Here is a 17,999-nt window from a genome sequence, read left to right as displayed (position 1 = left end):
GCGGCCCATCAGCCTGCCTGCCGTGTGCGGCAGGACCAGAACCATAGGCCGTACCGCGGGCACTCATCCACCCTGTTAAGCCACCTGACCAGTCACGACGGACCTTGGCTTGCCCCTTCGCACGGTCTTCCGCTCACTGTTGAGAAGCTGTGCGCGAGCGCCGCGCCGATGCGCGGCCGGAGACCACACGCGTACGCCGTTGCATACGACCCGACCGCCCTTCCGGAGCCACCCCGTGACGTTCGAACCACCCGTTCCGCCCGCCTTCGCCGGCAGCACACTTCGCCAGAAGGCCGCGCGGGTCGTCACAGACGTCCTTGCCCCTGCCAACCTCGTGATCGCGCTCCTGCTGCTGATCGGCTGGCACAGCACCCGCTCCTGGTCGGGCCTCGGCTGGGGGCTGCTGGCCGCGCTCTTCTGCGGCGTCGTCCCGATAAGCATCATCGCGCTCGGTGTGAAACGCGGCGGTCTCACCGACAGGCACATCCGCGTCCGCCGCCAGCGACTCCTGCCGATGGTGCTCAGCCTGGTGTCAGTCGCCACCGGCATCATCCTGCTGTACGCCCTCGGCGCCCCGTCCGACGTGTCCGCGTTGGTCGTCGCGATGCTCGTGGGGCTGGTCTCCAGCCTCCTCGTCACCACCGGCTGGCAGATCTCTCTTCACAACAGCGTCGCCGGCGGCACCGTCATGATCCTCGTGCTCGCCCTCGGCCCCTGGCTGCTGCTCACCACGCTCGGCGCCGCGGCGATCGGCTGGTCCCGCATGGTCCTCAAGGCCCACACCCTCGCGCAGATCCTGGCCGGCACCGCCCTCGGCAGCGTCACGGCCCTGGTCTTCGGCCTCCTGCGCTGACCATCGGGCGCCCTCACCCGGGGCGTCCGAAGTGGGGCCGCCCAGCAGGCCGCTTCGGACGTCCCCTTTAGGATTCGGCTTCCGCGGAGGGAAGTTAACCGCTCGGCTACTCGGCGCTCCGGCCGTCCTCGCCCGGGGCGAAGTACTCGCCCAGCATGTCGGTGGTCCACTGTGCCTGGTGGATCTCACCGCGGGGACCGAAGTCGACGAACCAGGGCTTCACGTCGAGGATCGGGGTGCCGTCGACGGCGTCGAGGTCCTCGACGTGGAGGTCCAGGCCGTCGACCTTGAGGAGTCGGCAGCGCGAGACGCCGAGCCAGTTCAGGCGGCGCATGTTGCGGTGGCCGAAGATGCCGACCTCGGGCCAGTCGGGGTTGTCGCGCGGGCGGCGGGCACCGAGGTTGAGGTCGGTGGGGTCGGTGAGGTGGAAGCGGAAGACGACCTCCAGGTGGGAGAAGTCCTCGAGCCCCTTGGTGGCGTCGGCGGTGAAGCGGGTGCCGTCGAGTCGGATGATCGCCCGGGTGCCGCCCCAGAAGTCGTCGGTGGGCTCGGTGCGGCCGCCCACCACGTGGCCGAGGGCCTCGACTTCGAACACCTCGCGGTCGGTCATGATCGGTTCTCCTCCTGCGGTCGGGGTGGTGACGGTACGTCGGTTCACGCGGTGGCTTCCAGGTAGGCGGCCGCCCGGCTGTCGACCCGGTCGATGCTGCGGATGCCGCGCTGCCGGAACGGCGAGAGGGCGGTGCGCATGTGCGTGGCGGTCTGCCGGGTCCGCCCGGACCGGACGGGCTCCATGGCGTCCAGGGCGTCCGACCAGACGGTGCAGGCTTCCTCGATGTTCTTGAGCCGGACGTGGACGGCACCCAGGTAGCCGAGGGTGACGGCGTGCGTCCGGGCGAAGGAGCTGGCCTTGCGGGTCTCGACGCTGTGTCGGAACTCCTTCACCGCACCGGCGAGATCGCCTATGTCGCGCAGGGCGGAGGCGGTTTCGTGCGCCAGGCTCGCCTCGCCGAAGAAGAACACCCGGGCCGGTTCGTCGTCGCCCAGTGCCGCGGCGGCGAGGTCGCGCTGGGCCTGGAGCAGGGCGCCGGTGGCGGCCGTGTGCCGGCCGGTCGCCGCCAGGCCCCGGGCGTGGATCACCCCGAGCAGCGCGCGTTCGCGCGGGCAGGCGAGTGCGTACCGGTCTCCGCTGATGGACGCCGCAGCGAGGTCGAGCGCCTGCTTCGGGTGCCCGAGGTCGAGGGCCTGGTGGGCCATCGCCCGCAGGACGTGGCCGGCCATCGCCGGGTCGTCGGCCTCGGCCGCCAACCGGACCGCCTGCCCGAAGTAGGTCTGGGCTGCGGCGTGGTCGGCGCTGTCGAAGGCCATCCAGCCTGCCACGTAGGCGAGTTCGGCCGCGGCGGAGAACATCTGCCGACGCGTCCGCTCCGAGGCGAAGGCGCCCTTCAAGAATCGTGCGACGTCGCTGGTGAGGTACTGCACCACGGCGGTGCGGGCGTGGCCGCCGCCGCGTCGCTGGTCGACCTGGGAGAACAGGCCGGTCATGTCGCGGACCGCCTCGACGTCCGCTTCACCGACCCGTCGGCCACCGGCTCGTCCGCGTGCCTCGCCCGTGCGCGCCATCGACTCCCACAAGCTCTCGGCGGGAAGTGCGAGCGCGCCGACGGAGTAGGCCATCAGCTGGAGGGCGGTGCTGCGATCCACTTCCACGTCGTCCACGTCGATTCGTCGGAGATCGGCCAGGACGCTCAGCGTATCCAAGCCCCACTCCCGAAGATCGCTCACCTCTTCGGCCAGGCCAAGGTCGGCCGGGGTGACGGTCCGCCCGAGCCGGCGGGACAGCACGGCGGCGAGGTAGGACGGCATGTCCCCCGACGGCACCACGCTGTAGCGCACCCAGTGGCTGATCAACGACTTGCCCGGGCGGGCGTCGTCACCGTGTCGACCTGCGACGATGCCCAGCTCCAGGGCCAGGCGATCGTACGTCATCCGGGATTCCCTGATGGCCTGCTGCAGGCGCTCGTTGACCCGAACTTCCTTCGCCATCACGTCCCCTGACTTCCCGTTAAACGGGTTAAACCGCTGGGAGTGGCCAACACCTTACTCCCGGTCGCCAACCACGGTTGTCTTGAGCAAGCGGGCGGCACCGTCCGAACACCAACTGCCGGGACAACCGTGCGGTTCGTGAGGTAGCGACCGGAGACGGCGGAGGGAGCGGGCGTGGACGTGACAGTACAGGGGCTCCGGCTGTGGGAGCAGGAGTTTCCGGCGACACCGGCATCGGCCCGACTGGCCCGTGGCGCTGTCCGGCGGACCCTCCTGGGGTGGGGGTGGGCTCCGGAGCGCATCGACGACATGGTCCTGATCTGCTCGGAGTTGGTCACCAACGCCATCCGCCACGCCTGCCGTGACGGCGAGGTCGTGCCCGTGCGGCTCCAGGAGGTCGGCGGTGACTGCTGGTTGGAGGTCCGCGACAACCGGTCCGAACTCCGACCGTGTCCGCGCCCCGCCGGTGTGCGCGTGGACGGGCAGGGGCTTCTGCTGGTTGCCGATCTGTCCGATGACTGGGGCGTGACGGTCGATCTCGGCGCGAAGGCCGTGTGGGCCCGGCTGTCGGGGCAGCCGCAGCACTCGGGTGTCGGGGAGGCCGCTTGAGTGGGCGCGCCTCGGAGGGCGGTCGCCTGGTGTTCGCATCGCTCGGCGACGGCGGCCTGGCGCTGCGGTGTGCTGCTCCGGGCACGCGCTGATGACTTTTCCGCAAAGGGAGTTGGGACGTGGCCATGTCCCGCTCCGGAACGGTGCCGCACCCATGCGGCAGATCAAGAGGAGAACGATGTCCACCTTGGCAGATTCCATCGGCCGGTCGTTGCCGGACAGGGACGAGGCGCCGCGTGTGGCGATGGTCGAGGCGCTACGGGCAGCGGGCTCGGTGCGCTCGGCCGCTGTCGCGGAGGCGCTGCTGGCCGTGCCCCGGCACGTGTTCGCCCCAGAGGCGGCGTTGGCGGAGGCGTACGAGCCCGAGCGGGCGCTGGTGACCAAGCGGAACGAGTACGGGCTGGCGGTCAGTTCGGTGTCGGCCGCGCGGATCCAGGCGCAGATGCTGGAGCAGGCGGACGTGCGGCCGGGGATGCGGGTGCTGGAGGTCGGGTCGGGTGGTTACAACGCGGCGCTGATTGCCGAACTCGTCGGCCCGGCAGGCGAGGTGGTGACGGTCGACATCGACCCGTTCGTCACCGAGCGTGCGGAGAAGTACCTCGCGGAGGCCGGGTACGAGCGGGTGCGGGTGGTGCTGGCGGACGGCTCCGGGCAGGTGGAGGGCGGCCCGTTCGACCGGATCGTCGTGACGGTGGGGGCGTGGGACCTGCCGCCGGCGTGGACTGGCGCTCTGGTCGAGGGCGGGACGATCACCGTGCCGCTGCGGATGCACGGGCTGACCCGCTCGATCACCTTCCGCCGGGAGGGCGAGCGGCTGGTGAGCGTGTCCGCGACTGTCTCCGGGTTCGTCAAGATCCAAGGCGCGGACGCGCACGACGAGTTCCTGGTGCTGCCACGCGGCACGAAGGAGGTCGGGCTGCGCTTCGACGAGCTGGAGCGCCCGGACACCAGCCGCCTGGGCGGCGTGCTGGAGACGCCCCGCGCGGAGTGGTGGAGCGGGGTGACGATCGCCAACCAGGAGCCCTTCGACTCCCTGTACCTGTGGCTGGCGTCCTCGCTGCCCGGCTTCGGCCTGATGTCCGTGGACCCCGAGCTGGACACCAAGACGGTCGCCCCGGCGAACCGGATGGCGTGCCCGGTGATCGTGGAGGGCGACAGCCTCGCCTACCTCGCGCTGCGCAGGATCAGCGAAGACCCGGCGGAGTTCGAGTTCGGCGCGCACGGCTTCGGCCCCGAAGGGGGGCCCCTGGCCGCCCTGATCAACACCGAGGTGCGCAAGTGGGACCGCGAGCACCGCACCGGCGACGGCCCGGTCTTCACCGCCCAGCCGATCGGCATCCCCAACGACCAGCTTCCGGACGGGCTGGTCATCGACAAGACCCACGTCCGGCTCACGATCTCCTGGCCGTAGTCCGCGGCCAGGTCCTGCACCACCGACTCAAGGAGGAAGCACCATGAGCACCACCATCACCGGCACCGCCGCCGCGAGCGACTTCGAGCTCGACGTGACGATCGTCGAGGGCGCCGACCCGGTGGCCGCGCTGCTGCGCTCCACCGACGACGGCTGCGGCAGCACCTGCTCGGGCACCGCCTGCGCCTCGTTCGGCGGCAACGTCTGACCGCTCCTCTCCCCGTGTGACCGGGCCCGGCGTGCGGTCGTCAAGCCGCCGCACGCCGGGCCCCGGCGTTTCTGAAACCTCCCGAAATCTCCCGGAATCGAGGCGAATACCCGTGTACGCCGTCGCAGGACCGGCCCTGTTACGGGCCGCCGCCCGCCCGGCCGGAGCCGGGCCGTCCTGGTGGCCCGACCTCGCCGACACCGACCCCCACGCCACCGCGAACTGGCGCGCTTGGCTCCAGCACGTCTGGGCGGACGCCGACTTCGCCGCGGCGGTCGAGATCGCCGCAGGCCCGCAGCTGGCCGCCCGGGTGCGCGAGGTGGTCTTCAACTTCGACCACGTACCCCGGCGGCGGCTACGCCGGCTGACGGCCTCGGTGATGCAGTACGCGCTGCGCCAGCAGCGGGCGACGCCCTTCGGGCTGTTCGCCGGGGTGACCGCGGTGCCCTTCGGCGAGTCCGCCGCCGCGCCCCGCTGGGGTGCGTCCCGGGCGGTGGCGCGGCCCGACGCGCGCTGGCTGGCCTCCGTGGTGCGGGAGTTGGAGGAAGCTGTCGGCGATCTGCTGCCGGTGACGGCCAACCAGCTGCGGGTGCTCCGCGGTGGCCGCGTCGTCCTGCCGATGACCCGCAACCTCCAGGACGGAGAACCGGCGGAGGTGTCCGTCCGCGCCACCGCCCCGGTGCTGGCCGTGCTGGAGGCGGCCGACGGCCCGCTGTCGGTGACGCTCGGCGAACTCGCCGACCGCTTCCCGGCCGTCCCGGCGGACACGGTGCGCGCGATGCTCGGCGAGCTGGTGCGCCAGGGCTTCCTGATCAGCATCCTGCGGCTGCCGACGACCGCGACCGACCCGCTCGGCCACCTGTTCGCCATCGCCCGCACCACCGGCCTCGACCAGGTCCCCGCCGCCGAAGCCACCTGGAACACCCTTCGAACGGTGCGCGGGCAGCTGACCCGGCACAACGAGCTGGACGACCCGACGGCCCAGCGGACGCTGCGGACCGGGTTGACCCGGCAGCTGACCCGCCAGCCGGGCGGGGTCCCGGACGGGCCGTCGCCGCTGATGGTGGACCTGCACCTGGACGCCGGTCCCGCGGCGCTGCCCCGGCGGGTGGCGTCGCTGGTGGCCGGCGCGGCCGAGGTGCTGACCCGGCTGTCGCCGTTCCCGAATGGGCACCCGGCGTGGGTGGACTACCACCGCCGCTTCGCCGAGCGGTTCGGGCCGGGCGCGGTGGTGCCGGTGGTCGAGCTGGTGAACCCGGACACCGGGATGGGATTCCCCGCCCGCTACCGGGACTCGGTGCTGCCCGACGTGCAGCCGAAGTTCGGGCGGCGCGACGCCCAGCTTCTGGCGCTGGCTCAGATGGCCGTTGTCGAGCGGCTGGACCAGGTCGACCTCCAGGGCCCGCTGCTGGAGCGCCTCGCTCCGGACCCGGTGCCCGACGGGGCGGTGCAGCCGCATGCCGAGCTGACGGTGCGGCTTTCGGCCTACGGTGTAGGGCTGTTCACCTACGGGGCTGCGCAGTTTGCCCCGGTGGTGCAGGCGGTGCCGCGTGGGGCGGGCACGACCGCGGGCCGGTTCCTGTACCTGCTGGAGCCCGAGCGCCGCCGCGAGCTGGAGGCGGCGATCGCCGCCGCGCCGCCGCTGCGGGCCGACGCGCTGGTGGTGCAGGTCTCCGCGCCCCCGCTGTACGCCCGCGCGGAGAACGTCTCCCGGGCCCCGGCTCTGCTGCCGCTGCTGGCGTTGGGCGAGTTCCCGCAGATCGGATCGGTGCTGCGGCTGGAGGACTTAGGGGTGTGCGCGGACGAGCGGCGGATGTGGCTGGTGCGGCTCTCCGACCGCCGTCCGGTGGAGGTGCGGGCGCTCAACGCGGTGGACTTCCGCGCGAACACCGACCCGCTGGTGCGGTTCCTGTGCGAGATCACCCACGCCCACACCCCGTGGCTGACCACGTTCAACTGGGGCGCGGCCGGGCGGCTGCCCTACCTGCCGCGGATGCGCTACGGGGAGGTGGTGCTGTCGCCGGCGCGCTGGCACCTGCCCGCCGCCGACCTGCCCGGCAAGGACGCCGACTGGGAGGAGTGGCAGGCGGCGGCGAGCGAGTGGATCGCCCGCTACAACGTCCCGGCGACGGTGCACCTGTCGCAGAACAACCTTCGGCTGCCGCTGGACCTGTGCCTGCCGGAGCACCTGGTGCTGCTGCGCGATCACCTGCTGCGGGAGCCGACCGCGGTCCTGATCGAGGCCCCGCGGGCAGTCAACAACCGGTGGTGCGGCCGGGCCCACGAGGTCACCGTGCAGTTGCACTCCACCCGCCCGCCGCTGCCCGCCGCTCGCCCGCGCCCCGGGAGGCCGGTCACCGTCCGGTCCGGGCACCTACCGGGCGCGTCCGGGTGGCTGTCGGCCCGCCTGTTCGGCAACCCGCGCCGCGCCGACGAACTCCTCTCTCGAGTACCGGGGTTGGCTGCTGGCTGGGTGGTGCCGCCGCAGTGGTGGTTCCTGCGGCACACCGACCCCGAACCGCACGTGCGCCTGCGCATCCCCGTCTCCGCCGTCGCCGCGTGGTCGCTGGCCGCCGAGCGCATCGGCAAGTGGGCCCAGCAGATGCGGGAGGAGGGCCTGCTCACGCGGCTGGAGATCGACACCTACCTGCCGGAGGCCGGCCGGTACGGGCGCGGGGCGGCGCTGCGGGTGGCGGAGGAGTTCTTCTCCCTCGATTCCCGAGCGGTGCTGGCCCAACTCGCCTACCAGCGCGCCACCTCCACCGATCCGGCCACCGTGACGGCGGCGAGCATGCTCGACCTCGCCACCGCGCTGCTGGGCAGGGAGGCCGGCCACGCCTGGCTGCTGGAGCGGGTGCCCAGGCGCAGCGAGATCGCGCTGCCGCGCGCCGCGTCGCGGCTGGCCGCCGAACTCGCCGATCGCCCGGACCGGTTGGAACTCACCGAGGAGGGCCGCCTCCTCGCCCTGGTGTGGGGGGTGCGGGCCAAGAAGCTGGCCGACTACCGCAGGGCGCTCGGCCGGGACGGGGAGTTGGAGCCCGCCGACGTCCTCGGCTCGCTGCTGCACCTGCACCACGCCCGCGCCGTGGGCCTCAACCCGGCCAGCGAGCGCACCTGCCACCGCCTGGCCCGCGCTGCCGCGCTCACCCTCACCGCCCGAACCGCTCGCGCCGAGGAAGGACAACCGGCATGACCGCCGAACTGCTCACACCGCCCACCGAGGCCTCCGCCCAGTGGGGCCAGTCCCTGGCCAAGGGCGGCCTCGCCACCGCGCTGCTGCACGTCGAGCGCGCCGCCACCGGCCGGGGAAGCTGGGACACCGCCCACGAGTGGATCACCGCGTGCGTGAGCCAGCCTGTGAACTCCTTCGCCGGGGCCTCCGTGTTCTACGGCGCGCCCGCCGTCGCGCACATCCTTCACCTGGCAGCGAGCCACGGGCCGCGTGCCTACCAGCAGCCGCGCATGGGCCTGAACGCCGCGGTGGAGGACGTCGTCCGCAAGCGCCTGGCGGCCGCCCACCGCCGCATCGACTGCGGAGTGCGCCCCGCCTTCGGGGAGTTCGACCTCCTGGGCGGGCTGACCGGTCTCGGCGCGCACCTGCGGGTCTGGGGCAGCCGGGAGCTGCTGAGGGAAGTGCTGACCTACCTGGTGCGGCTGACCGGGCCGGTGCAGGGGCGTTCGGGCTGGTGGACGCACCTCGCGCCCAGCGGCGAGCAGGACGACCGCTACCCGGGCGGGCACGGCAACTTCGGTATGGCGCACGGCATCCCCGGCCCGCTTGCCCTGCTGGCCCTCACCTACCTTGACGGCACCCGCGTCCCGGGCCAGCTGGAGGCGATCGGGCGCATCCTCGACTGGCTGGACGCCTGGCAGCAGAACGGCGCCGCCCGCGCCTGGTGGCCCGAGGCACTGACCGCCGCCGAAGCCGACCAGGGCCGCACCCGGCAGTCGAAGCCGCTGCGCCCGTCCTGGTGCTACGGCACCCCCGGCATCGCCACCGCCCTGCACCACGCCGCCCGCGCCACCGGCGACACCGACCGCGCCCGCACCGCCGAAGCCGCCTTCCTCGACGCTCTCGAAGACCCCGACCAAGTCCACAGCCTGACCGACGGCACCGTCTGCCACGGCACCGCGGGGGTACGCCTGGCTGCCAAGCGCTTCGCCGAGCGCACCGACCACACCACCGCGGTGCGGATCCTCGCCGCCGCCAGCGGCCTGCCCGACCCCGGCACCGACGCCACCGGCCAGGGCCTGTTCGAAGGCACCGCCGGCATCGGCCTCGCCCGCTGCTCCCTGGCCGCCGACCACCCCGGTACCGGCTGGGACGCCCTGCTGCTGCTCGTCTGATCCAAAGGAGAACTCTGGTGCTCGCCACCGGCGACCGCGCCTGGACGCAGGTCCACCTGCACCTGGCCACCGACACCCCCGAGGAGCACGCCGTCCGGCTCCTCGGCCCCGCCCTGATATCCCTGGAGGACCAGGGGCTGCTGGACGCCTGGCACTTTCTGCGCAAGGGCGAGCGATGGCGGCTGCGCTACCGGGAGACCGCCACCCGCGCCCTGCACGCGGTCGCCACCGCGGTCAACGAGGCCCTGGACATGTGCCGCGAGGCGGGCATGATCAGCGACTGGACCCCGGCCCTCTACGAGCCGGAGACCTACGCCTTCGGCGGAGCCGCCGCGCTGCCCGCCGCCCACCGCCTCTTCCACCAGGACAGCCGCCACACCCTCACCTACCTCGGAGCCGTCCACCGCGGCAAACTGCCCGACCAGCGGGCCGAGCTGTGGCTGCTGCTCGGCACGGCCGCGATGCGCGGCGCCGGACTAGACTGGTACGAGATCGGCGACACCTGGGCGCAGGTCGCCGAGAACCGGCCCGCAGACGGCCCTGGGCTGGCCGTCCCGGACCGCCGCCTGGTCGACGCCGCCCGTACCCTGCTCCGGGCCGACACCACCCCCGGCTCCGCTCTCCTGGAAGGCCGACTCGCACACGCCGCGCCCTGGTTCGCCGAGTTCGCCGCCTACGGCCTGAGCCTGCGGGCACTGGCCGACGAGGGCCAGCTGTGGCGGGGGCAGCGCGCGGTCCTCGCCCACCACCAACTGTTCGCCGCCAACCGCCTCGGCCTGCCCCACCAGCAGCAAGCCGCCCTAGCCTCGGCCGCCGCGGGCGCGGTCCTGGACCTCGTCGACGCCAACGAGGCGGTGCTGCGATGAGCGCCCAGCTCACCGGCCCGCTCGGCGACGCCCTCGCCCGCCTCCCGCTCGTCCCCCGCAGGCACGCCCTCGCCGCCCCGCTGGAGCAGCGGGTGCAGCAGCTCACCGACCTCGCCCGGCAGGCCGCTGACACCGGGAACCCGGCCACCGCCACCAGCGTCCACAACCTCGCCGCGCTCCTCGCCTCCGACCGCGGCCTGCCCGGCCTGGCCCGCGTGCTGTGCCTCAACCACGCCGGCTTCTACCTCGCCCACCGGCCGCTGACCGTCTACCTGGCCCGCCTGGTCTTCGAACCCCTCGTCAACCTCGCCCACCTCGAACTGCGGGCGGGCAACGGCATCCCGGCACTTGCGATCCTGGACGAGCTGCTGCGCGCCGTCGCCGAGAACGACGACGCCAACCTCCCCGGCGGCCTGATCATCCCCCTCGCCGGGCTGACCGCCAGCAGCGCCGACCGTGCCGACCTCCACCAGTGGCTCACCGACATCCAGGTCTTCGAGGGAGCCCGCGCCCTGGCCCGCGCCGGGCGCTGGACCGAGGCGCACTTCCACCTCAGACAGTCCACCGACCGCAGCGACCGCCTGTTCGAGGGCCGCCAGGTCGCCGTCGTCGCCATGGCCCTCGAAGGCCGCACCGCGCTCGCCCGCGCTCTGGCCCGCGACACCCCTGCCGAACAGCCGTGGGAGCACGCCATCGCCGCCGCTCTGACCGTGGCGTGCACGCTGCTCGACGGCGACCCGGCGGCCGAGCAGGCCGAGACGATGCTCCGCGCCCACGCCGCCGTGACCCCGCGCCAGGGCAGCGAGGTGTTCGACACCCGGCTCGTCCTGACCGTCGCCGACCTCGCCACCGCCGCCGGCCGACTCCCCGATGCCGCCCGCGTGTACGTCGCCGCCGTCGGCCGGACCCTGGCCGCACCCGAGGGCTACAGCGCCCGCGACCTCGCCCGCCACCGCCTCGCCGACGGCCTGCCCGCCGAACAGCGCCACCGGCTGGCAGCCATCGCCACCGAGTGTGGCGTCGGCGGCCCGGCCACCCTGACGACCGACCACGAGGACCGGATCACCGCCGCCCTCGCCCTGGCCACCGCCGTCATCACCAAGGCCGCCGCCAAGCCCCTCTCGCCGTCGCGGCCGTGACCCGGCCGTCCGTTCGACCGCGGACCCGGGCACCGCCGCCGGTCCGGCGCACTCCCCGGCGCGCCTTCCAGCAGGACCCGACACCGAGAGGCAACCGCATGAGCAGCACCCTCACCACCGCCAGGCCCGAGGCCGGCGCTATGGGCTCCTTCGTCCACGTCGGCTGGAACATCCAGCACGGCTGGAAGCTGCCCCAAGCGATCGACCACCTGCGTCAGTTCGCCCAGGAGCGCGGCGCCGAGCGCCCGCACCTGCTCACCCTCCAGGAACTCCAGGAGGACCAGGCCGCCGAGGTCGCCCAGCAGCTCCAGCTGGACTTCGTGGAGGCACCCAACCTCCGCTCCGGGTCGAGGAACGTGCTGTTCTTCGCACCCGAGCTGTTCCAGGCCGACCCCGAGTGGGTCCCCTACACCAACGCGGTCCGGCACCGGCCCGCCACGGCCAAGCTCCGCTGCATCCATCCCCACACCAAGGCCCTCAGCAAGCGCGAGGTCTCGGTGGCCAGCGTCCACCTGAACTTCGGTGACCCCGGCGACCGGGAGCACCAGATCCGCTGGCTGCTGGCCAACATGTACAAGGACCGGTGGCTCGCCTTCTTCCAGGGCGACATGAACTCCTGGCCGGTGTGGGGCTGCCCGCTCCGCCTCGACGGGGCCGAGGACAAGGCATGGGTGGTGGACCGCTCGATCGTCCTGCCCGACGGAACGACCCGGCCCGACGACGTGCCCGACCGGCTCATGACCCTCCGCGGCATGGTCAACATCGGCCGGTACGCGGCCACCGTGCTCGGGCAGGTCGGCGCGGACGGGCCCACCACCTGGGACGGTCCGAAGAAGGCCCGTCAGCGGATCCCCGGAGAAGACCTCCCGCCCGGCGGCCTCGGTGGGATCGACCACGGCTACGCCGCCGAGGAGCTGATGCGGGCGCTCATCTCCGCAACCATCCCGAACATGCCGCAGGTGCAGGAGGTTTCCGACCACCTCCCACAGGTCACCGAATGGGACATAGAGGTGTGGTGGGAGGTAATAGACGCCGAGGTCGAACTCGTCCGCCACTGATCCGAGGAACGGCGCCGCGCCCCGAATTCGAACAGCACCCGCATCGAACCAGGCCGTAGAGCACAAGGGCGTTCAAGTCGCGGACCGTACGACACCAGCCGAAATCACCAGGTCCAGCGAAGATCCCTACCGGTGCTCGGGGTTCTCGAAGTCGAAGCGGCAGCCCGCGTCCCACTCGGAGCGCTGATTGCCGTGCACTGGGATACCGCCCGCGTCCTTCAGCATCCGCGCCAGGTGCAGCTGGTTCCACGTCATGAACGTGGTGTTCCGGTTGGTGAAGTCGTTCTCCGGCCCGCCCGACCCCTCGTCCAGGTACGACGGCCCCGGCCCGGCCGGCCCGACCCAGCCCGCGTCGGCCTGCGGCGGGACGACGTACCCCAGGTGCTGGAGGCTGTACAGCACGTTCATCGCGCAGTGCTTCGCGCCGTCCTCGTTCCCGGTGATCAGACAACCGCCGACCCGCCCGTAGTACGCGTACTGGCCGTGCTCGTTGAGGACCGAGGAACAGGAGTACAGCCGCTCGATGACGCGCTTCATGACGGAAGAGTTGTCTCCCAGCCACACAGACCCGGCTAGCGTAAGGATGTCAGCGGCCATCACCTTCGAGTAGATGACCGGCCATTCGTCGCTCTCCCACCCGTGCTCCGTCATGTCCGGCCACACGCCGGTCGCGATGTCGATGTCGACGGCACGAAGGACTTCGACCGACACGCCTTGGCGTTCCATGATTCCCGTGCTGATGTCGATGAGGCCTTGGGTGTGGCTCCGTTCCGGTGATCGCTTCAGCGTGCAGTTGATCACCAGGGCTCGAAGGTCACCGTACGACGTGCCAGGCGCGGGCATGGCTTCCTCTCCTTCTGCTGCTGCTCAGGTCGTTCGGGTCAGCTCACCAGCCACGGGTCCGATCGGCTGACAGGCTCACCCGGTCGGGCGGTGATCCCGCTCCAACGGCTCAGCCGAGGACGAGCACCGGCTCGTGGCAGGTCACTTGCACGCCGTCGGACGTCTCGAAGGAGTGGGACTCGATCCTGAGTTCGCATTGCACCGACGCCTGGCCCTCCGCGAACGCCCGCAGTACGGGTTCCAGCGTCCCGGCCAGCGTCCACGACGAGGTGGCGAACTCGAACACCCCGAGCGAGGGCGCCTCGGTCAGCCGGAACGCGATCTTGATCTCGGGCTTCGGGCCGTGGCCGGACCTGGCCGCAGAGCGCTGCTCCGCCAGGCCCGTGCCACAGCCGCACTGCTTTACTTCGAGAGCAGCAGGGCGGTGACAATTCCGGTGATCCACCTGGACCTTGCCACTCCCCCGCACGCCCCGGTGCACCATCCGGAACGAGATCGACTCAGCACCGTGCATCGTGATCGAGAGGGAGTGGGCTCCGGTCCTCACCAAGCAGGCGGGCGAGGAACCGCGGGGGTCGGCTTCGTCGATCCTGCCGCCCAGCGCCGAAGCGACCGCAACTGCACTCTCTCGGCTGCCGGTGACGAAGCACCATCCTCCCTCGGCAACCACCCTGCTCCGCTCAGCGGCTGCCGGAAGACCGGATGTCACACAACGGTACGTCGCCACAGGACGCCTCCTCACCTCTCGTCGAGTGGTGAGAGCATCCGGATCCGGCGCGATTTGGCTCGGCCGTCTCCCCTTGTCTCGAAGCCCGGCCCAGCCGGGGACCGTCACGCCGCAGCGTGACGGCGACAGGCCGGCCGTGTCGGTCAGGCTGCTGCGGCGAAGGATCCTTGGTCCTTCGGCTTCAACCACGGGTCGGGCTGGTCGAGCCAGTGGATCTCCACGCGCGAAGGGCCGTCGAACACGTTGCATCCTCGACGGCCCTTCGTCACCGCGACCCGGCGGATCACGAGGCGCAGCAACTCGCGTCGCAGGGGCAGGTCGGCCTCTGCCCACGCCTGCCGGATCGCGGCGTCCTCCAGGAGGAACGAGACGTCGAGGCGCTTCGGGCTGGCATCTGCCACCCTCCGCTTCGCGTTCTCCAGCGCGGCCCGTGCTTCGGCCTGCAAGGTCGGCAGGTGCGTGTCGAACGGCGGGTCGAAGAAGCCCGAGGCCTGTTGTTCCACCAGACGCTTGATCCCGGCTTCGGCCGACTTCAACGCGGCTGCGGCTTCTGCGAGTTCAGATCCGTTGTCCGGCTGCTGGAGGCCCTTCCACCGCTGGGCGGCCTTCACCAGGAGCGGGTCGTCCGGCTCCGCCGCGTTCATCCAGGAGAACCAGGCTTCGGTCACGTACTCCTCGAGCCGTGCCCGGCTGACCGACACCGGTGCAGGGCAGACATCGCCCTGCACGGCGCGCCAGCAGCGGTAGTTCTGCGAATCGGGGGACGCACCGCCCCTGCAGCCGGGGCACTTCACCGCGTCGGTGAGGAGTTCGCGGGTCGTCCCCACCCGGGCGGCCTGGTCGGGGGAGGCGAAGGTGAAGCCGGCCGCGACCTGCCAGGCTCGGGCGAGCAAGTCCGCCGGTACGGGTTCCACACCGTCGGCGAGCACGCTCACCCGGTTCCCGTCGCGGTCCCGGAACGCCTCGAAGCGGCCGCGGGTGGCCTTCTGCCGACGTGGCGCCACCTGCCAGCCCTCGTAGACCGGGTTGTGCAGGATCCGCGATATCGCGTTCGCCTGCCACCTTCCGCCGCCGGGCCCGGGGACGGGGTTCGGGCCGGAGTTGAGCGCCTTCGCCACGGACCGCTGCGAGAAACCGAGCGCGACGCACTTCACCACGTGCAGGACGATCCGCCACGTCTCGGGCGCGTGGTGCAGTTTCCTGGCCTTGTCCGCGCACAGGCCGTAGGGGGCCATCTGCGTCCACTGGCCGCGCGCCCGCATCGTCGCCTTGGTCGACTTGATGTTGTACGACAGGCGGTTGGAGTACTCGCGGGCTTGTTCGGCGCGGTCGATGATCCAGCGCCGGTCCCGTTCGATCGAGGAGTCCAGCCCCTCGTAGTCGAAGATCACGCGGGCCTTGCCCAGGATCGGACCGATGTCGTCGATGCCCTTGCGGGTGAACCGGTCCAGGAAGGCGCACCACAGCGCGGGCACTTCGCCCGCCAGGACGGCGGCGAGCGCCTTGTCGAACTCGGGCCGCTCGATGTCGCTCCAGGCGGACAGGTTGTCCACCCACACCTCGCGGACCCGGTACCCCTCCCGTGCGGCCCAGGCCCGACCGGTGTTCTCCTGGGACTGGATGGAGGTCAGGTCACGCGGGTCCTCGTCCCGCACGACGCGCGATTTGCGCAGGTAGAGGTCTACGTACGGCAGGTCGGTCATCACTCGTTCTCCGTCCGGGGCGGGCCATCATGGCACGCGATTGGCGGCAGGCAGAGTGTTCCGCCGGCTCAGACCGGGCCGGCCAGGGTGAGGATGTCGGCGTCCATGAGCCGGGAGTAGAGGACGGGCCACTCGTCGGTGTCCCAGCCGTGGTCGGTCATGTCGGGCCAGACGCCGGTGGCGATGTCGTGGTCGACGGCGCGGATCTCGTCGACCCGGACGCCCTGGCGGCGCAGGATGCCGGCGCTGAGGTCGATGAGGCCCTGGGTGTGGCTGCGTTCGGGGCTGCGCTTGAGGGTGCAGTTGAGGAAGACCGCCCGCAGGTCGGAGTACTGGGTCATCGCCGTCCGTCCGTTCGTCTCGCCGCTGTTCCGGTGGCCCATCGGACCACGCGGCCGCCCGCCGGGCGGGGATCCTCCGCCGGACGGCGCAGCGGCCGCGGTGTCGGGGGTCCCGGCGTCCGGGCCGGGGCGGGGGGTAGGTTCGGGGGCGTTGGTGTGTCGTCGCACAGGAAGCAGGTTCAGGTCATGGTGGATTCGCTGTTCGAGCTCCCGATCCGGACGCTGGCGGGCGAGCCGTCCTCGCTGGGCGAGTACCGGGGCAAGGTGCTGCTGCTGGTGAACGTGGCGTCCAAGTGCGGTCTGACGCCGCAGTACTCGGGTCTGGAGCAGTTGCAGAAGACGTACGGGGAACGCGGGTTCACCGTGCTCGGGTTCCCGTGCAACCAGTTCATGGGGCAGGAGCCGGGGTCGGCGGAGGAGATCCAGGAGTTCTGCTCGACCACGTACGGGGTGTCGTTCCCGCTGTTCGAGAAGATCGACGTGAACGGGGCGGAGCGCCACCCGCTGTACGCGCGGCTGACCGAGGTCCCGGACGGGGCGGGCGAGGCCGGGGACGTGCAGTGGAACTTCGAGAAGTTCCTGGTGTCGGCGGACGGCGAGGTGGTCGGGCGGTTCCGGCCGCGGACCGAGCCGGAGTCGGCGGAGCTGGTGGCCGCGATCGAGGCGCAGCTCGGCGGCTGAGCGGGGCGGCCGGGGCCGGGCGGCGCCCGGTCGCGGAACGGGTCCGGGGCCCGGGCGGTCCGGCGGTCCGAACTGTACAGGTAACCTGCACAGTGGAACCGGACAGTCCGGGCTCCGGCCTGTCCGCACGCCCTCCCGTCCCTCCCCCGAAAGGTCCGCCGTGTCCGTCACCGCGCTCGACCCGACCGCCGCCCTGGTCGTCATCGACCTCCAGCAGGGCATCCTCGCCATCCCCGGCACCCCGCACCCCAGCACCGAGGTGCTGGAGCGCAGCGTCGCGCTCGCCCGGGCGTTCCGCGCCGCCAAGCTGCCGGTGGTGCTGGTGCGGGTGTCCTTCGCCGCCGACGGCGGGGACGTGCCGCCCGGCCGCACCGAGCAGAACCGTTCCGGCGGCGGGGCCGCCCGCCCCGAGGGCTGGGACCGGCTCTCCGCCGAGCTGCACGACCCGTCCGACCTGGTCGTCACCAAGCACAACTGGGGCGCCTTCCACGGCACCGACCTGGACGTGCAGCTGCGCCGCCGGGGCGTCACCCAGATCGTGCTGACCGGCATCGCCACCAGCATGGGGGTGGAGTCCACCGCCCGGGCCGCGCACGAGCACGGCTACCACGTGACGCCGGTGGTGGACGCGATGACCGACATGGACCCGGAGGCCCACCGCAACAGCGTGGAGCGGATCTTCCCGCGGCTGGGCGAGACCGGCACCACCGAGGAGGTCCTGGCGCTGCTGGCCGCGGGCCGCTGACGTCCGGACGCGGCGGAGCCCGCACCCGCCGACCCCCGCGAGGGCCGGCGGGTGCGGGCTCCGCCGCGTCAGGTCAGGCCTCGCCGGGGCGCCAGGCGGGCCACTCCCAGGGGCGGTCGTCCCAGTGCACCCGGGCGGGGTCGCGCGGGTCGAGGTCGGGGAAGTGGTGGTGCACCTCGGGTTCGAACTCCTCGGGGGCGAGCGGCTTCCACCCCTCCCCCTGGAAGTGGACCAGCCGGTAGCGGCTGTCGGTGCGGAACTCGGCGACCCGGACCAGGGGCTCCTCGGTGCTGCTGCTGTTCGTGTGGCTCGTCATGCGGCCAGCATCGGCCGGGCCGCGGCGCGACGCACGCCCGCTCCGCCACCCGCAGCGTGTCGCGGCACCCCGGGCGCCGTCGCGAGCGCCGACCCGGGCGCTCCCG

Annotated in this window: 17 protein-coding genes and 1 pseudogene; 11 read left to right on the top strand and 7 right to left on the bottom strand. The window is 72.3% G+C overall.

The annotated features are described in order from the left end of the window. Window positions 1-334: 334 nt before the first annotated feature. Complete coding sequence (locus tag K353_RS06650) at window positions 335-853, top strand: hypothetical protein (RefSeq protein ID WP_233533414.1); 519 nt, start codon at window positions 335-337, stop codon at window positions 851-853. A 106-nt stretch (window positions 854-959) separates the two neighbouring features. Here K353_RS06650 and K353_RS06645 read toward each other — a convergent pair whose 3' ends face one another. After that, on the bottom strand, window positions 960-1,463 hold the full coding sequence (locus tag K353_RS06645; RefSeq protein WP_111552636.1) for a TrmO family methyltransferase: 504 nt from the start codon (window positions 1,461-1,463) through the stop codon (window positions 960-962). Window positions 1,464-1,507: 44 nt separating this feature from the next. Next, window positions 1,508-2,842 (bottom strand): Tat pathway signal protein, encoded by a 1,335-nt coding sequence (locus tag K353_RS06640; protein WP_111552785.1) that lies wholly within the window; start codon window positions 2,840-2,842, stop codon window positions 1,508-1,510. Between the two features lie 231 nt (window positions 2,843-3,073). Between K353_RS06640 and K353_RS06635 the strand changes: the two genes are divergently transcribed. The 8 genes from K353_RS06635 (at window position 3,074) to K353_RS06600 (ending at window position 12,537) form a co-directional block, all read left to right on the top strand. Next, window positions 3,074-3,508 (top strand): ATP-binding protein, encoded by a 435-nt coding sequence (locus K353_RS06635; protein ID WP_111552635.1) that lies wholly within the window; start codon window positions 3,074-3,076, stop codon window positions 3,506-3,508. A gap of 187 nt (window positions 3,509-3,695) precedes the next feature. Next, window positions 3,696-4,919 carry a methyltransferase, FxLD system gene (fxlM, locus tag K353_RS06630; protein WP_233533413.1) on the top strand — a complete coding sequence of 408 codons (1,224 nt, stop codon included), beginning with the start codon at window positions 3,696-3,698 and terminating at the stop codon, window positions 4,917-4,919. A gap of 43 nt (window positions 4,920-4,962) precedes the next feature. Continuing rightward, window positions 4,963-5,127 carry an FxLD family lanthipeptide gene (locus K353_RS06625; RefSeq protein ID WP_111552634.1) on the top strand — a complete coding sequence of 55 codons (165 nt, stop codon included), beginning with the start codon at window positions 4,963-4,965 and terminating at the stop codon, window positions 5,125-5,127. Between the two features lie 112 nt (window positions 5,128-5,239). Further along, entirely contained in the window at window positions 5,240-8,320 is a 3,081-nt protein-coding gene (locus K353_RS06620; protein ID WP_158585361.1) for a lantibiotic dehydratase, read from the top strand. Further along, on the top strand, window positions 8,317-9,474 hold the full coding sequence (locus K353_RS06615) for a lanthionine synthetase C family protein (RefSeq protein ID WP_111552632.1): 1,158 nt from the start codon (window positions 8,317-8,319) through the stop codon (window positions 9,472-9,474). Before K353_RS06620 ends, K353_RS06615 begins: the two co-directional genes overlap by 4 nt. A 17-nt stretch (window positions 9,475-9,491) precedes the next feature. Then, a complete protein-coding gene (locus tag K353_RS06610) occupies window positions 9,492-10,340 on the top strand; it encodes a thiopeptide-type bacteriocin biosynthesis protein (protein ID WP_158585360.1) in 849 nt (282 codons plus the stop codon). Then, window positions 10,337-11,479: a hypothetical protein gene (locus tag K353_RS06605; RefSeq protein WP_111552630.1), complete on the top strand. Its 1,143-nt coding sequence runs from the start codon at window positions 10,337-10,339 to the stop codon at window positions 11,477-11,479. Before K353_RS06610 ends, K353_RS06605 begins: the two co-directional genes overlap by 4 nt. Before the next feature lie 98 nt (window positions 11,480-11,577). After that, window positions 11,578-12,537, top strand: a complete 960-nt coding sequence (locus tag K353_RS06600; protein ID WP_111552629.1) for a hypothetical protein — start codon at window positions 11,578-11,580, stop codon at window positions 12,535-12,537. 126 nt (window positions 12,538-12,663) lie between these two features. On the opposite strand, the gene K353_RS06595 is transcribed toward K353_RS06600, so the two are convergent. The 4 genes and pseudogenes from K353_RS06595 to K353_RS06580 form a co-directional block, all read right to left on the bottom strand. After that, window positions 12,664-13,380, bottom strand: a complete 717-nt coding sequence (locus tag K353_RS06595) for a flavodoxin family protein (RefSeq protein WP_111552628.1) — start codon at window positions 13,378-13,380, stop codon at window positions 12,664-12,666. 109 nt (window positions 13,381-13,489) lie between these two features. Beyond that, entirely contained in the window at window positions 13,490-13,894 is a 405-nt protein-coding gene (locus K353_RS06590) for a hypothetical protein (RefSeq protein ID WP_146616411.1), read from the bottom strand. 356 nt (window positions 13,895-14,250) lie between these two features. Beyond that, entirely contained in the window at window positions 14,251-15,810 is a 1,560-nt protein-coding gene (locus K353_RS06585) for a recombinase family protein (protein WP_111552626.1), read from the bottom strand. A gap of 71 nt (window positions 15,811-15,881) precedes the next feature. Further along, window positions 15,882-16,151: pseudogene (locus K353_RS06580) on the bottom strand (flavodoxin family protein); the annotation flags it as partial. Between the two features lie 186 nt (window positions 16,152-16,337). Between K353_RS06580 and K353_RS06575 the strand changes: the two are divergent. Both K353_RS06575 and K353_RS06570 read left to right on the top strand, forming a co-directional pair. After that, complete coding sequence (locus K353_RS06575) at window positions 16,338-16,832, top strand: glutathione peroxidase (protein ID WP_100835088.1); 495 nt, start codon at window positions 16,338-16,340, stop codon at window positions 16,830-16,832. 160 nt (window positions 16,833-16,992) lie between these two features. After that, window positions 16,993-17,577, top strand: coding sequence for an isochorismatase family protein (locus K353_RS06570; RefSeq protein WP_111552625.1), 585 nt, complete (start codon window positions 16,993-16,995; stop codon window positions 17,575-17,577). Between the two features lie 73 nt (window positions 17,578-17,650). Here the strand turns inward: K353_RS06570 and K353_RS06565 are convergent, their stop codons facing one another. Further along, window positions 17,651-17,893, bottom strand: a complete 243-nt coding sequence (locus tag K353_RS06565; RefSeq protein ID WP_111552624.1) for a hypothetical protein — start codon at window positions 17,891-17,893, stop codon at window positions 17,651-17,653. Between the last annotated feature and the right edge of the window lie 106 nt (window positions 17,894-17,999).

This window comes from Kitasatospora sp. SolWspMP-SS2h, from assembly GCF_003259315.1.
GTDB lineage: Bacteria > Actinomycetota > Actinomycetes > Streptomycetales > Streptomycetaceae > Kitasatospora > Kitasatospora fiedleri.
The sequence above is the reverse complement of the archived record's forward strand: the minus strand, read 5'-3'. Positions and strand labels throughout refer to the sequence as shown.